The organism is Muricoccus nepalensis, assembly GCF_006438825.1.
GTDB lineage: Bacteria > Pseudomonadota > Alphaproteobacteria > Acetobacterales > Acetobacteraceae > Roseomonas > Roseomonas nepalensis.
Genome location: NZ_RCZP01000001.1, coordinates 315,136 through 328,600, shown reverse-complemented (window position 1 = coordinate 328,600; position 13,465 = coordinate 315,136). Strand labels below are relative to the sequence as shown.

At 74.8% G+C, this 13,465-nt stretch carries 11 protein-coding genes and 1 pseudogene; 10 read left to right on the top strand and 2 right to left on the bottom strand.

Going from position 1 to position 13,465, the window contains the following annotated elements; translation table 11 throughout:
- The first annotated feature begins 40 nt into the window (after window positions 1-40).
- The 9 genes from bamA to EAH89_RS01355 all read left to right on the top strand — a co-directional run bounded on the left by bamA (window position 41) and on the right by EAH89_RS01355 (window position 9,337).
- A complete protein-coding gene (gene bamA / locus EAH89_RS01395; protein WP_241666787.1) occupies window positions 41-2,482 on the top strand; it encodes an outer membrane protein assembly factor BamA in 2,442 nt (813 codons plus the stop codon).
- Window positions 2,483-2,507: 25 nt separating this feature from the next.
- On the top strand, window positions 2,508-3,323 hold the full coding sequence (locus EAH89_RS01390) for an OmpH family outer membrane protein (RefSeq protein ID WP_241666786.1): 816 nt from the start codon (window positions 2,508-2,510) through the stop codon (window positions 3,321-3,323).
- Window positions 3,324-3,327: 4 nt separating this feature from the next.
- Window positions 3,328-4,380 (top strand): UDP-3-O-(3-hydroxymyristoyl)glucosamine N-acyltransferase, encoded by a 1,053-nt coding sequence (gene lpxD / locus EAH89_RS01385; RefSeq protein WP_140880969.1) that lies wholly within the window; start codon window positions 3,328-3,330, stop codon window positions 4,378-4,380.
- 2 nt (window positions 4,381-4,382) lie between these two features.
- A complete protein-coding gene (gene fabZ / locus EAH89_RS01380; RefSeq protein ID WP_140880968.1) occupies window positions 4,383-4,883 on the top strand; it encodes a 3-hydroxyacyl-ACP dehydratase FabZ in 501 nt (166 codons plus the stop codon).
- A 1-nt stretch (window position 4,884) separates the two neighbouring features.
- On the top strand, window positions 4,885-5,703 hold the full coding sequence (gene lpxA, locus EAH89_RS01375; RefSeq protein ID WP_140880967.1) for an acyl-ACP--UDP-N-acetylglucosamine O-acyltransferase: 819 nt from the start codon (window positions 4,885-4,887) through the stop codon (window positions 5,701-5,703).
- 7 nt (window positions 5,704-5,710) lie between these two features.
- A complete protein-coding gene (locus tag EAH89_RS01370) occupies window positions 5,711-6,583 on the top strand; it encodes an LpxI family protein (RefSeq protein WP_140880966.1) in 873 nt (290 codons plus the stop codon).
- Window positions 6,580-6,984, top strand: coding sequence for a lactoylglutathione lyase (gene gloA / locus EAH89_RS01365; protein ID WP_140880965.1), 405 nt, complete (start codon window positions 6,580-6,582; stop codon window positions 6,982-6,984). The genes EAH89_RS01370 and gloA overlap by 4 nt, the downstream gene beginning before the upstream one ends.
- Window positions 6,985-6,989: 5 nt before the next feature.
- Window positions 6,990-8,393, top strand: coding sequence for a YcjX family protein (locus EAH89_RS01360; protein ID WP_140880964.1), 1,404 nt, complete (start codon window positions 6,990-6,992; stop codon window positions 8,391-8,393).
- A gap of 68 nt (window positions 8,394-8,461) precedes the next feature.
- Complete coding sequence (locus EAH89_RS01355; protein ID WP_140880963.1) at window positions 8,462-9,337, top strand: DUF697 domain-containing protein; 876 nt, start codon at window positions 8,462-8,464, stop codon at window positions 9,335-9,337.
- Window positions 9,338-9,422: 85 nt separating this feature from the next.
- On the opposite strand, the gene EAH89_RS01350 is transcribed toward EAH89_RS01355, so the two are convergent.
- Together EAH89_RS01350 and gltX are read right to left on the bottom strand one after the other, a co-directional pair.
- The gene (locus EAH89_RS01350) at window positions 9,423-9,662 is read right to left on the bottom strand and encodes a hypothetical protein (protein ID WP_161993449.1); all 240 of its coding nucleotides are present in this window, start codon (window positions 9,660-9,662) and stop codon (window positions 9,423-9,425) included.
- A 134-nt stretch (window positions 9,663-9,796) separates the two neighbouring features.
- Window positions 9,797-11,203, bottom strand: coding sequence for a glutamate--tRNA ligase (gene gltX / locus EAH89_RS01345; RefSeq protein ID WP_140880961.1), 1,407 nt, complete (start codon window positions 11,201-11,203; stop codon window positions 9,797-9,799).
- 78 nt (window positions 11,204-11,281) lie between these two features.
- On the opposite strand from gltX, the pseudogene EAH89_RS33370 reads away from it, so the two are divergent.
- A pseudogene (locus EAH89_RS33370) lies at window positions 11,282-13,455 on the top strand (ComEC/Rec2 family competence protein).
- The last annotated feature ends 10 nt before the right edge of the window (window positions 13,456-13,465 follow it).

Genomic DNA, 13,465 nt, shown 5'->3' with positions numbered 1-13,465 from the left:
TGCGACCCGCCCACCGGAACAGCCGGCACAGGATCAAGCCTTGCAAGTCTCGCCTATCTCCCGGGCCTTCCTCCTGGCCGCCACTTGCCTCGTCCCCGTCGTGACGTCCCCGGACGCGGCCGCGCAGCCCCAGGCCGGGCAGCGGCGCGACGGCGCGCGGGCGGAGGCGGGCCGCGGCGCCGAGCCGCGCGTGCGCCTGGCCCAGGCGAGCCGCCCCATCGCCCCGCGCCCGGCCGCCCGGCCCGCCGCGCGCGCGTCGCGCTTCGCCCCCGGCACGGTCCAGGCGATCGACGTGCAGGGCAACCAGCGCATCGAGGCGGAGACGATCCGCTCCTACATGCTGCTGCAGCCCGGCGACGCCTTCGAGGAGGACCGGCTCGACCGCTCGCTGCGCACTCTCTACGCGACGGGCCTGTTCCGCGACGTGCGCGTCTCGCGCCAGGGCGAGCGGATCCTCGTGCAGGTCGAGGAGAACCCGATCGTCAGCCGCGTCGCCTTCGAGGGCAACAGCAAGCTCAGCGACGACGTGCTGCGCAACGCCGTGCAGCTTCGCGCGCGCTCCGTCTTCACGCCCCAGGCCGCCCAGGCGGACCGCTCCCGCGTGCTCGACCTCTACGCCAGCCGCGGCCGCCTCTCGGCGACGGTCGAGCCCAAGATCATCCGCCTCGACCAGAACCGCGTGGATGTCGTCTTCGAGGTGAACGAGGGCGAGGTCGCGCTCGTCAGCCGCATCAACTTCGTCGGCAACCGCTCCTACTCGGACAGCCGCCTGAAGGAGATCGTGGCCACGCGCGAGGCCGCCTGGTACCGGCCCTTCAGCAGCAGCGACACCTACGACCCCGAGCGCCTGAACTTCGACCGGGAACTGCTGCGCCGCTTCTACCTCCGCCAGGGCTTCGCCGACGTGAACGTGACGGCGAGCACCGCCGAGCTGACGCCCGACCGCACCGGCTTCTTCGTCACCTACGTCGTCGAGGAGGGGCGCCGCTACCGCTTCGGTAAGGTCGAGACGACGTCGAGCCTGCGCAACGTCACCGCCGACCAGCTCCGCCCGGAGGTCACGATCTCCAGCGGCGACCAGTACGACGGCGAGGCGGTGGAGCGGATCGCCGAGACGATGTCCGACCGCGCCAACGCCCTTGGCGCGCCCTTCGTCGAGGTCACGCCGCGCATCGTCCGCAACGCCGAGGCGGGGACGGTCGACATCACCTTCGAGGTGAAGGAGGGCAACCGCCTCTACGTCGAGCGCATCGACGTCACCGGCAACGTCCGCACGCAGGACCGCGTCATCCGCCGCGAGCTGCGCCTGGCCGAGGGCGACGCCTTCAACGCGGCGCAGGTGCGGCGCTCCCGCCAGCGCATCCGCGACCTCGGCTACTTCAGCGACGCGACGATCAACACGAGCCCCGGCTCCGCGCCCGACCGCGTCATCCTCGGCACCAACGTGACGGAGCGGGCGACGGGCGAGGTCTCGCTCGGCGGCGGCTACTCCACCGACGCCGGCGCGCTGGCCGACGTGGGGCTTCGCGAGCGCAACCTGCTCGGCACCGGCGTGGACGCGCGCATCAACGGCGTGCTCGCCCAGCGCCGCAGCCAGCTCGACCTCTCGGTGACGGACCCGTCCTTCCTCGACCGCAACCTCGCGGTCGGCGCGGACGTGTTCTACATCAACCGCGACCTGACGAGCTACTCGGGCTACCGCGAGCGGCGCTACGGCTTCGCGCTGCGCGCGGGCTACGAGTACAACGAGTTCCTGCGGCAGTCCTTCTCCTACACGCTGTCCCAGCGCAACATCTACGACATCGTCGCTGGCGCCTCGCGCTACATCCAGGAGCAGCGCGGCGAGACGCTGCTCTCCCAGGTCGGCCAGACCCTCACCTACGACCGGCGCGACAGCCGCCTCGACCCGCGGACGGGCTACCTGATCCGCCTCGGCACGGACGTGGCCGGCCTCGGCGGCGACGTGAGCTACGTGCGCGGCCGCGTGGACGGCGCCTACTACATCCCCTTCGAGCGCCTGCTGGGCGACCCGAACTACGTCCTCGCCCTGCTGGGCTCGGTCGGCTACCTCGCGCCCTTCGGCGGCAAGGACGAGCGCATCGTCGACCGCTTCTTCCTCGGCGGTGAGAACCTGCGCGGCTTCCGCACGGCCGGCGCCGGCCCGCGCGACGTCGCCAGCGTCTCGCGCGACAGCCTCGGCGGCCGCTTCCTCTACACGCAGACCACCGAGTTCCGCTTCCCGCTGCCCATTCCCGACGAGATCGGCATCACCGGCCGCGCCTTCGTCGACGTCGGCGGGCTCAGCGGCTCCTCGAGCGGCGTGGGCGTGGTCGATGAATCCTCGCCGCGCGTCGGCGCCGGCGTCGGCGTGTCCTGGCGCAGCCCCTTCGGCCTGATCAACCTCGATTTCGGCAAGGCGGTGGTGAAGAAGTCCTACGACGAGACGCAGATCTTCCGCTTCGGCTTCGGCACGCGGTTCTGAGAACGAAGAGACTGGAACACGAATGATGCCCGCGCGCCCCGCGATCGCGGCCCTTGCGGCCCTCCTCCTCCCTGTGCTCGGCGGGGCGGCCCTCGCGCAGTCCGATCCCGGCTTCTTCATCCCGCCCCAGGGCGGCGGCAACCAGTCGCGCCCGGCGCAGGCGCCCGCGCGGCCCGCGCAGCAATCGCAGCAGCCCCAGCGGCCGCCGCAGCAGGCGCAGCGCCCGCCCCAGCCCAACCCCGCGCCCCTGCCGCCCGGCCAGCCGCCGCCGGCCGCGGTCATCGGCATCGTGGACGTGCCGGAGATCCAGCGGAACTCCACCGCCTTCAACGGCGTGCGCGAGGAGGTCGAGCGGCGCCGCCAGCGCCTGAACGACGACCTGCAGCGCGAGCAGACCCGCTGGCGCGACGAGCAGACCGCGCTCGCCGGCCAGCGCGCCTCGATGAACCCCGACCAGCTTCGCCAGCGCGAGCGCGAGCTGCAGGAGCGCATCACGGACAGCCAGCGCGTCTTCCGCGACCGCTCGCGTGCGATCGAGGCGGTCGCGCAGTCGGCGCTGGCCGAGATCGAGCAGGCGCTGGCCGTGGTGATCCGCCAGGTGGCCGCCAGCCGCAACGTGAACCTCGTGCTGCCGCGCCCGCTCGTCATCTTCAACGACGCGCCTTTCGACCTGACGGACGAGATCAGCCAGCAGGTGAACCGCGTGCTGCGCACCGTCGCGCTCCCGCCCGAGGGCCAGGCGCCCGCGCAGCCCGCCGGGCAGGGGGCTGCCGCCCCCGCCGGCCGTCCCGCCGCGCCCCCCGCGCAGCCCGCCGCGCCGCCGGCGCAGCCCCGCCGCTAGAGCCGTGGCGGCGGACACGCGCTTCCACGCGGCGGCGGGCCCCCTGCCGCTGTCGTGCCTGGCGGCGGCCGCCGGGATCGCGCCGCCCGAGGGTTCGGAGGGCCGCCTCTTCACCGGCGTCGCCACCTTGCAGGCGGCGGGCCCCTCGGACGTGTCCTTCCTCGAGGGCCGGCGCTGGCTGCCGAGCCTGAGGGAGAGCCGCGCGGGCGCGGTCGTACTCGCCGCGGCGAACGCGGGAGCGGTTCCCGAGGGGACGGTGGCGCTCGTCGCGCCGAGCCCGGTGCTCGCCTTCGCCCGCATCGCGGCGCTGCTGCACCCGCCGGCCGCGGCGGACGGCCGCCGGCACCCGACCGCCGTCATCGGCGAGGGGGTGGTGCTCGGCGAGGGATGCGAGATCGGTCCCTACGCCGTCATCGAGGACGGCGCCGTGCTCGGCGCGCGCTGCATCGTCGGCCCGCACGCGCATGTCGGCCCCAACTGCGTCTTCGGCGACGAGTGCCGCATCCTCTCCCACGCGACGGCGACCCATTGCGTCGCCGGGCACCGCGTGACGCTGAACCCCGGCGCGCGCATCGGCAGCGAGGGCTTCGGCTTCGCCACGACCCGCGAGGGCGAGCACGTCACGGTGCCGCAGCTCGGCCGCGTCCTCCTCGGCGACGGGGTAGAGGTGGGCGCCAACACCTGCATCGACCGCGGCTCGGGCAACGACACGGTGATCGGCGCGGGCAGCCGGCTGGATGACCAGGTGATGATCGGCCACAACGTGCGCCTCGGGCGCGGCTGCGTCATCGTCGGCCAGGCCGGGATCTCGGGCTCCACCGTCCTCGGTGACTTCGTCGTCGTGGCGGCGCAGGCCGGCATCTCCGGCCATCTCACCATCGGTTCCAGGGCGCGCGTCGGCGCCAAGTCGGGCGTGATCGACGACGTTCCCGAGGGAATGGACGTCTTCGGCTTCCCCGCCATGCCGGCGCGGGAGGGCTTGCGGGTTGCGGCCGCGATGCGGAAGCTGGGACGATCGAAGGCAGCGGCCCGCATGCCCGAAACAAAGAGCGATTGAGCATGTCGGACAGCAAGGCACAGACCTCCGGGGAAGGGGGCGAGGACACGGTGGGCGGGACGCGCGGCGTGCTCGACATCGCCCGCATCATGGAGGCGATCCCCCACCGCTACCCCTTCCTGCTGGTGGACCGGGTGGTGGACCTCATCCCCGGCGTCAGCGCGACCGGCATCAAGAACATCTCCATCAACGAGGGGATCTTCCAGGGCCACTTCCCCCGCCACCCGGTCTTCCCGGGCGTGATGATCATCGAGAGCATGGCGCAGACCGCCGGCGTGCTGGTCGTGGAGACGCTCGGCGAGAGCGCGCGCGGCAAGCTCGTCTACTTCATGTCGATCGAGGGCGCGAAGTTCCGGAAGCCCGTGGTCCCCGGCGACCAGATGCGGGTGCACGTCACGAAGGAGCGCCAGCGCGGGAACGTCTGGAAGTTCTCCGCCGAGGCGAAGGTGGACGGCGCGGTCGTCGCCGAGGCCACCTACGCCGCCATGATCCTGGACGGCTGACGTGGCCCAGATCCACCCCACCGCCATCGTGGCCGAGGGCGCCCGCCTGGGCGCCGGCGTCACCATCGGCCCCTACGCGACCGTCGGCGCCGAGGTCGTGCTCGGCGACGGCGTGCAGGTCGGCGCCCACGCGGTGCTCGACGGCATCACCCACCTGGGCGAGGGCGTGCAGGTGCTGCCCTTCGCCTCGGTCGGCCTGCCGCCGCAGGACCTGAAGTACAAGGGCGAGCCGACGCGGGTCGAGGTCGGACCGCGCAGCGTTATCCGCGAGCACGCGACGATCCACCGCGGCAGCGTCTCCGGCGAGGGGGTGACGCGGCTCGGCGCCGAGTGCCTCATCATGTGCGTCGCCCATGTCGGGCACGACTGCGTGCTCGAGGACCGGGTGATCCTCGCCAACAACGTCATGCTCGGCGGCCACGTCCACATCGGCGACAACGTCTTCGTCGGCGGCGGCACGGCCATCCACCAGTCCGTCCGCATCGGCCGCCAGGCCGTGATCGGCGGCATGAGCGGGGTGGAGCGCGACGTGATCCCCTTCGGCTCCTGCATGGGCAACCGGGCGCGGCTGATCGGGCTGAACCTCATCGGCCTCAAGCGCCGCGGCTTCGGGCGGGAGGCGATCAACGCGCTCCGCGCCGCCTACCGGGGCCTCTTCCTCGGCCGCGGCACCTTCGACGCGCGGGTGGCCCTCGTCACCCAGGAGCTGGGCGAGCAGGCCCAGGTGGCGGAGGTCCTCGCCTTCATCGAGGCCTCCACGCGCCGCGGCCTGATGCGCGCCGGCCGCCAGGCCGGGGACGCCGAGGCGGAGGCCGCTTGAGGCCCGCATGACTGATCCCCGCAACGAGGCGCCCGTGGCCATCGTGGCCGGGGGCGGGGCCATGCCGCTGCGCGTGGCCTCCGCGTGCCGCGCGACCGGCCGGCCCTTCGTCGCCGTGCTGCTGGAGGGGTTCGCCCGCCCGGCCGACTGGGCGGGGGTGCCGCAGATCAGCATCCGCCTCGGCGCGGCCGGCGCCGGTATCGAGTGGCTGAAGCGCCAGGGCGCCCGGCAGGTCGTGCTGGTGGGCGACATCCGCCGCCCCTCCATCCTCTCGCTCCGGCCCGACGCGGGCGCGGCCAAGCACCTCGCCCGGATTGGGATGAAGGCCTTCAGCGGCGACGACACGCTTCTCTCGGCCGTCCGCGAGGTCCTGCGCGAGGAGGGGTTCGAGCCCGTGGGCCCGACGCGCTTCCTGTCGGAGGCCCAGGCGCCGTCCGGCCTGCTGACGCGCGCGGGGCCGAACGCCATGGCCATGGCCGACATCGCCCGCGGCGTCGCGGTCGTGCGCGCGCTCGGCGCCGTGGACGTGGGGCAGGGGGCGGTGGTGCAGCAGGGCCTCGTGCTCGGCGTCGAGGCGATCGAGGGCACGGACGCGCTGCTGGCCCGGGTGGGCGGGCTGCGGCGGGACGGCCCTGGCGGCGTGCTGGTGAAGCTGGTCAAGCCCGGCCAGGACCGGGAGGTGGACATGCCCGCTCTCGGCCCGCGCACCGTGGAGAACGCGGTCGCCGCGGGGCTTGCCGGGATTGCCTTCGAGGCGGAAGGGGCGCTGCTGCTCGACCGCGCCCAGATGGTCGAGCGCGCGGATTCTGCGGGCCTCTTCCTTCTCGCCATCGACCCGCGTGACCATGTGGGCGCCGCGACAGCAGGAGCCACAGCATGAGCGACACCCCGAAGGGCAAGTTCCTCCATACGATGATCCGGGTCGGCGACCTCGAGCGGAGCGTAGGGTTCTACACGCGGATGTTCGGCATGCGGGAGCTTCGCCGTAACGACGTGCCCGCCGGCCAGTACACGCTCGCCTTCCTCGGCTACGGCGGCAACGCCACCGGCGAGGCGGAGATCGAACTGACCTACAACTACGGCACCGAGAAGTACGACCTCGGCAGCGCCTTCGGCCACCTGGCCATCGGCGTGCCGGATGTGGCCGCCGCCTGCGAGCGGATCCGCGCCGAGGGCGGCAAGGTGGTGCGCGAGGCCGGGCCGGTGAAGCACGGCACGACGATCATCGCCTTCGTCGAGGACCCGGACGGGTATAAGATCGAGCTGATCCAGCGCCAGTAACCGGCGTGGCGCTCCTTCCCGATCCCGTCCGCCTCCTCAACGAGGCCGCCAGCCGCAGCGCGGAGGCGGCCCTCGCGCTGGCGGGGCGCGAGCGCGTGCGGCTGGCCGTCACGGGCCTGTCGCGCGCCGGGAAGACCGTCTTCCTCACCTCCCTCGTCGCCAACCTCGTGGCGGCGGGGGCCGGGCGGCGGACCCTGCCGGGGCTGGACCTCGGGGAGGGCCGCCTCCGCCGCGCCCGCGCCATCCCGCCGGGGGTGGAGGCGACGCCGCGCTTCGACGCGGAGGCGCATCTCGCCGCGCTGGCCGCCGACCCGCCGGAATGGCCGGCGCGGACGGAGGACCTTTCCACCCTTTCCCTCTCGCTCACCCTCCGGCGGCACGGCCTCTACGGCCAGTTCCTGCCGGACCGGGAGGTGACGCTCGACCTGCTCGACTACCCCGGCGAGTGGCTGCTCGACCTGCCCATGTTCTTGCAGGACTTCGCGGCCTGGTCGGACGAGACCCTGGCGCGCCTCTCGACGGGCATCCGGGCCGCGCCTGCGGCCGAGTTCCTCGCCTTCGCCCGCGCGCTGCCCGCCAACGCCCCGGCGGAGGATTCGCTCGCCCGCCGCGGCCACGCCCTCTACCGCCGCTTCCTCCTCGCGGCGCGCGACGAGCTCGGGCTGCGCTTCCTCCAGCCCGGCCGCTTCCTCAACCCGGGGCCGGCGGGGGACGCGCCGCTCCTCTGGTTCTTCCCCCTGCCCGAGGCTGCCCGCGGCTCGCCGCTGGGCGAGCTGCTGGAGCGCCGCCACGCCGCCTACCTCCGGGACCAGCGCGACCGTTTCCTCGATCCCGTCTTCCGCCGCTTCGACCGGCAGGTGGTGCTGGTGGACGTGCTCGGCGCGCTGCACGCCGGGCGGGAGGCCTTCGACGACACGGCGGAGGCGCTGGCGGCCATCTCGGGCACGCTCCGCTACGGCCGCGGCTGGCTCGACCTGCTGACGGGCGGCGGCATCGGCCGCGTGGCCTTCGCCGCCACCAAGGCCGACCACGTGCCGGAGGTGAGCCGGGACAGCCTCTCCTCGCTCCTGTCGGACCTCGTCGACGCGCCGCGGCGCCGCGCGGAGATCGCGGGGGCGGCCGTCTCCGTCCACGCCGTCGCGGCCATCCGCTGCACCCAGGAGGCGACGGCGACGCATGACGGGCGGCCCTCGCCGGCGGTGCGCGGCGTCCTCCTCGAGAACGGGCGCTGGGCGACGGTCGATCCCGGCCTGGTGCCCGCCCGGCGCCCGCCCGAGAGCTTCTGGCACGCGCCCTACTTCCAGATGCCCGTCTTCCGCCCGCCCGGGCTGGACGCGGACGGGCGCGGCGGGGTGCCCCATCTCGGCCTCGACGCGCTCCTCGCGGGGCTGCTGGGCGACGCGCTGTAATCGCGGCCGGCGCGGGCCATATCGGGGGCCCGCGCGCAGGAGGCCCCCGGCATGAGCGAGACGCTGCCTTGAGCGAGACCGTCCCCCGTCCCCCCCGGATCATCCTGGAGGAGGAAGCCGGCCCGGCGCGGCTCGACCACGCCTGGGAGGCCGGCACCGAGCCGCTCGCCATCCCTTCCGTCGGCTTCTCGACCCTCTCGCTGCTCGCGATCGGGGTCTCGGCCCTCATCCTCGGCTTCTCGGCGCTGGCCGCCGGGAACTACGTGGCCGAGCAGTTCACGCGGGCCGCCTGGCTCGGCTGGCTGACGCTCGCGGTGTCGCTCGGCGGCTTCGGGGTGATCGGCTGGGCGGCGGTGCGGGAGTTCCGCGCGCTGTTCCGGCTGCGCCAGGTGGACGCGGCCCGCGAGGCCTTCGCGCGCGGCGACCTGCGCTCGGCGAAGGCGCATGTCCTCGCCTGGGCCGAGCCGATCCCGCTCGCCGCCGCGGCGCTGCCGGCGCTGCGGGAGGCGCCGGACCTGCCGGCCCTCCGCGCGCTGCTGGAGGCGGGGCCGCTGGAGGCGCTCGACGCCGATGCGCGGGCGCTCGGGCGGGTGGCGGCGCTGCAGGGCTTCGCGGCCACGGCGATCAGCCCCTCGCCCTCGCTCGACGCGCTGGTGGTGGGGTGGCGCGGGCTGCGGCTGGTGCGGCAGGTGGCGGCGCTGCACGGGATGCGGCCGGGGATCGTCGCCACGGCCTCGCTGCTCCGCCGCGCGGCCTTCGACGCCGCGACCGTCGCCGCGACGGAGGTCGCGACCGACACGGCGGTCCGCGCGATCGTCACCAACCCCCTCATCGGCCATGTGGTGGGCGAGGCGGCCACGGGGGCGGTCGCCGCGCGGCGCCTCATCACCCTGGCGCGGGCGACCGCGGCCGCCTGCCGGATCGTCCCGCGCGACCGCATGTGAGCGCGGCGCGGGCATGAGAAAGGGCCGCCGGCATGACCGGCGGCCCTTTCTGCGTTCTACGGGGCGGGGCCGGTGGCCCCGGCGGTCAGGAGTGCTGGCCGCCGCCGCCGGTGGCGCCGCTGCGCTCGAGGAAGATCTGGGCGGGCGTCTGGGCCGGGCTCGACAGCGGCGTGCGGCTCTGCGTCAGCACGGCGTCGGGCACGGTGATCGGGCCGTCGACGGTGTAGAGGGTGCGGGCGGAAGCGCCCTGCGCGGCGAGGGACCCGATCACGGCGGCGGCGAGGCCGAGGGCGCGGAGAGTCTTGGAGGGGTTGGAAGCGGTCATCGCTCATATCCTTGGTGGATGGCGGCGGCACGACGTCGTCGTCTTGTGACGGCGGTATGCGCCCGCCTCCCCGCGATGATCCACTCCAAGGCCTGGATAGGCTCCATCCATGCGGTGGATGGAACCCCCTGGCCTCAGCCTCCGACCAGGGTGATGCCCTCCGCCGCGTCGCCGATGCGCGCCAGGCTCTCCTCCCGTCCCAGGGCCGCGAGCACGGCGTCGATCGGGGGCGACTGCAGGCTGCCAGTCAGGGCGGCGCGCAGCGGCTGGGCCACCTGGCCGAGCTTCACGCCCTGCGCCTCCGCGAAGGCCCGCAGCGCCGCGTCGAGCGACGCGCGCTCCCACTCGGCGCCGGCGAGCGCCGTCGACAGCGCGGAGAGCCGCTCCCGCGCGACGTGGTCCTCGAGCGCGAGGGCGGCCTTGGGCTCGTATTTCAGGGGGCGGCCGGCGAAGGCGAAGCGCGCGCCCTCGGCCATCTCCTCGAGGCTGCGCGCGCGGGGCTGGAGGTCGGGGATGAGGGCCGCGACGCGGGCCGCCTGGACCTCGCCGACCTCCCCGAGCCGCGCCAGCACGCGGGGCAGCAGCGCCTCGGGGCTGGCCGCCCGGAGGTACTGGCCGTTCAGGTGCATGAGCTTCGCGTAGTCCATGCGGGAGGCGGCGCGGCCGACGTCCTTGAGGTCGAACAGCTCGATCGCCCGCTCGCGCGGCACGAACTCCTCGTCCCCGTGCCCCCAGCCGAGGCGGAGGAGGTAGTTGCACACGGCCTCCGGCAGCAGGCCTTGGTCGCGGAACTCGAGGGCGCCGACGGCGCCGTGGCGCTTGGAGAGCTTCGCGCCGTCCGCGCCGTGGATGAGCGGGATATGCGCGAATTCCGGCAGGGCCCAGCCCATGGCGTCGTAGACCATGCACTGGCGGAAGGTGTTCGTCAGGTGGTCGTCGCCGCGGATGACGTGGGTGATGCGCATGTCGTGGTCGTCCACCACCACGGCGTGGAGGTAGGTGGGCGTGCCGTCGGAGCGCAGGATGATCATGTCGTCCAGCTCGCTGTTGCCGACCCGCACCTCGCCCTGCACTAGGTCGCGCACGACCGTCTCGCCCTCGCGCGGGGCCTTGATGCGGATGACGGGGGCGATGCCGGCGGGGGCCTCGGACGGGTCGCGGTCGCGCCAGCGGCCGTCGTAGCGGGGCGGGCGGCCCTCGGCCTGGGCGCGCTCGCGCATGGCGACGAGCTCCTCGGCCGTGTCGTAGGCGAGGTAGGCGGCGCCCTTCTCCAGCAGCGCCCGCGCGACCTCGGCGTGCCGCGCCTCGCGCGAGGTCTGCATCACCGGGGGCTCGTCCGGCGAGAGGCCGAGCCAGTCGAGGCTGTCCAGGATCTGCTGCACCGCCTCGGGCGTGCTGCGCGCGCGGTCGGTGTCCTCGATCCGCAGGAGGTATTCCCCGCCGTGATGGCGCGCGAAGAGGAAGTTGAAGAGGGCGGTGCGCGCGCCCCCGATGTGCAGGTAGCCGGTGGGGGAGGGCGCGAAGCGGGTTCGGACGGTCATGCGCCCCTCTATCACGCAAGGCGCCGCTGTTGACCCCTCACGCCCGCGTGATCAGTTGGTCTATGATGGGCGCCGACCATGCTCACCCACGCCGCGCCCGGGCTGATCGCCGCCCCCCGACCGACCCTTGCCGAGCGGGCGGAGGGGTGGATCGTGGCGGAGTGGAGCCGCTGGCCGCTCTGGCTGCCCGTCGCCATGGGCGCGGGCGTGCTCGCCTATTTCGGGCTTCGGGCGGAGCCGGGCGCGGGCTGGATGGCGCTGCCCTGGCCGATCCTGGCGCTCGCCCTCCTCGCGCGGGCGCGGCACCCGCTGCTCGGGGCGGGGCTGGCGCTGGCGGGGGCCGGGGCGCTCGGCTTCGCCGCGGCGATTTTCCACGCGGGCGTGGCGCCGCCGCTGCCGGAGCTGCCGCGGACCGCGGTCGTCGTCAGCGGGCGCGTCGCGGCGGTGGACCTGCTGCCGGAGGGCCGGCGGGTGCTGCTGGACGCGCCGCGGCTGGGCGAGGGGCCGCCGCTCGCGCGCGGGGTCCGCATCCGGCTCCGCGCCAACGACCCCGCGCGGCCGGCGCCGGGGGACGTGATCGCGGTGCGCGCGCTGATCCGCCCACCGATGCCGCCGGCCTTTCCCGGCGCCTTCGACTTCCAGCGCGCCGCCTTCTTCTCGGGCCTGGCGGGGTCCGGCTTTGCGCTCAACCCCGCGGAGATCACCGCGCGGGGGGAGGCGCCCTTCTTCGCCGGGCTCCGCACCGCGATCGAGACGCGCGTGACCGCGGCCCTGCCGGGGGGAACGGGGGCGGTCTCGGCGGCGCTGCTCACCGGGTCGCAATCGGCCATCCCGCCGGCCGAGCTCGCGGCGCTGCGCGACTCCGGCCTCGCGCACCTGCTCTCGCCCTCCGGCCTGCACGTCGCCATCGTCATCGGCCTTGCCTTCGTTGTGCTCCGGGCGGGAATCGCGGCCATTCCCTGGCTTGCGCTGCGCTTCGATTCCAAGGGGGCGGCGGCGGTGGCGGGCCTTGCCCTCGGCGGCGCCTACACGCTGCTCACCGGGGCGGGGGTGCCGATGGTGCGGTCCTTCGCCATGGCCGCCCTCTTACCCTCGCGATCCTGACGGGGCGGCGGGCGCTCTCGCCGCGGGCGCTGGCGGTGGCGGCGGCCCTCGTGCTGCTCTTCGCGCCGGAGGCCCTGGTCGGGCCCTCCTTCCAGATGTCCTTCGCCGCCGTCCTCGCCCTCATCGCCGCGGCGGAGGCGATGCGCGGGCCCACGCGGCGCCTGCGGGAAAGGGGCGGCGCGGGGCGGCTCGCGCTCCTGCTGATCGGCCTGATGGGAACCTCGATCGTCGCGGGCGCGGCCACCACGCCCTTCGGCCTGCACCATTTCGGCCGGCTGCAGCTCTACGGCGTCGCGGCCAACGCCGTCGCGGTGCCGCTCACCTCCTTCGTCGTCATGCCCGCGGGGATGCTCGCGGCCTTCCTCATGCCGCTGGGCTGGGAAGGGCCGGCGCTGGCGGTCATGGGGTGGGGGGTGGACGCGACGCTCCTCGTCGGGCGCACGGTCGCGTCCTGGCCGGGGGCCGCGCTCTCGGCGGCGCCGATCCCGGCCTGGGGGCTCGGCCTGTTCTCCCTCGGCATGCTCTGGCTCTGCCTCTGGCGCCTCCCCTGGCGCTGGGCCGGCGTGCCGCTGATGGCGGCGGGGCTGCTCTCGGGGCTGGCGACGGCCCCGCCGGACATCCTTCTCGCGGCGGACGGGCGGATGCTGGCCGTGGCCACGCCCGCCGGCGTGCTGTCGGAGCGGGCCTCCGGTTCGAGCCGGCTGACGCGGGAATCCTGGCTGCGCGCCTGGGGCGAGGATGACGCGGCGGCCCTGCCGCGGGAGGGGGAGGTGCCCGGCGCCGCCTGCACGCCGCTCTCCTGCCTCCTCCGCCCGCGCGGGGACGGACCGGCCGCGGTGCTTCTCCGCGCGCCGCCGCGAGAGGGGGGCCGCGGGCGGCGCGCGCCGGCCGGGCCGGTGCTGGCGGAGACGGGCTGCGGGGAGGCCGCGGTCCTGGTGTCGCTGGAGCCGATCCGGGGCCGCTGCCGCGACGTGCCCCGTGTCGACCGCTTCAGCGCCTGGCGCGACGGGTCGCACGCGATCTGGCTCGGGCGGGACGGCGTGGTCGTCCTCTCGGACCGGGCCTTCCGCGGCGACCGGCCCTGGGTGCCGCCCGTGCCCGTCCCGCGCGCGCAGCCCCAGGCCGAGCCGCCGGCGGAGACCGAATAGAGAAAGGGCC

Bases quoted from the DNA above. Each gene is read 5' to 3' on its own strand.
- gloA (WP_140880965.1), top strand. From the start codon at position 6,580: ATGAGCGACACCCCGAAGGGCAAGTTCCTCCATACGATGATCCGGGTC.
- EAH89_RS01350 (WP_161993449.1), bottom strand. From the start codon at position 9,662: ATGACCGCTTCCAACCCCTCCAAGACTCTCCGCGCCCTCGGCCTCGCC.
- EAH89_RS01370 (WP_140880966.1), top strand. From the start codon at position 5,711: ATGACTGATCCCCGCAACGAGGCGCCCGTGGCCATCGTGGCCGGGGGC.
- fabZ (WP_140880968.1), top strand. From the start codon at position 4,383: ATGTCGGACAGCAAGGCACAGACCTCCGGGGAAGGGGGCGAGGACACG.
- gltX (WP_140880961.1), bottom strand. From the start codon at position 11,203: ATGACCGTCCGAACCCGCTTCGCGCCCTCCCCCACCGGCTACCTGCAC.
- EAH89_RS01390 (WP_241666786.1), top strand. From the start codon at position 2,508: ATGCCCGCGCGCCCCGCGATCGCGGCCCTTGCGGCCCTCCTCCTCCCT.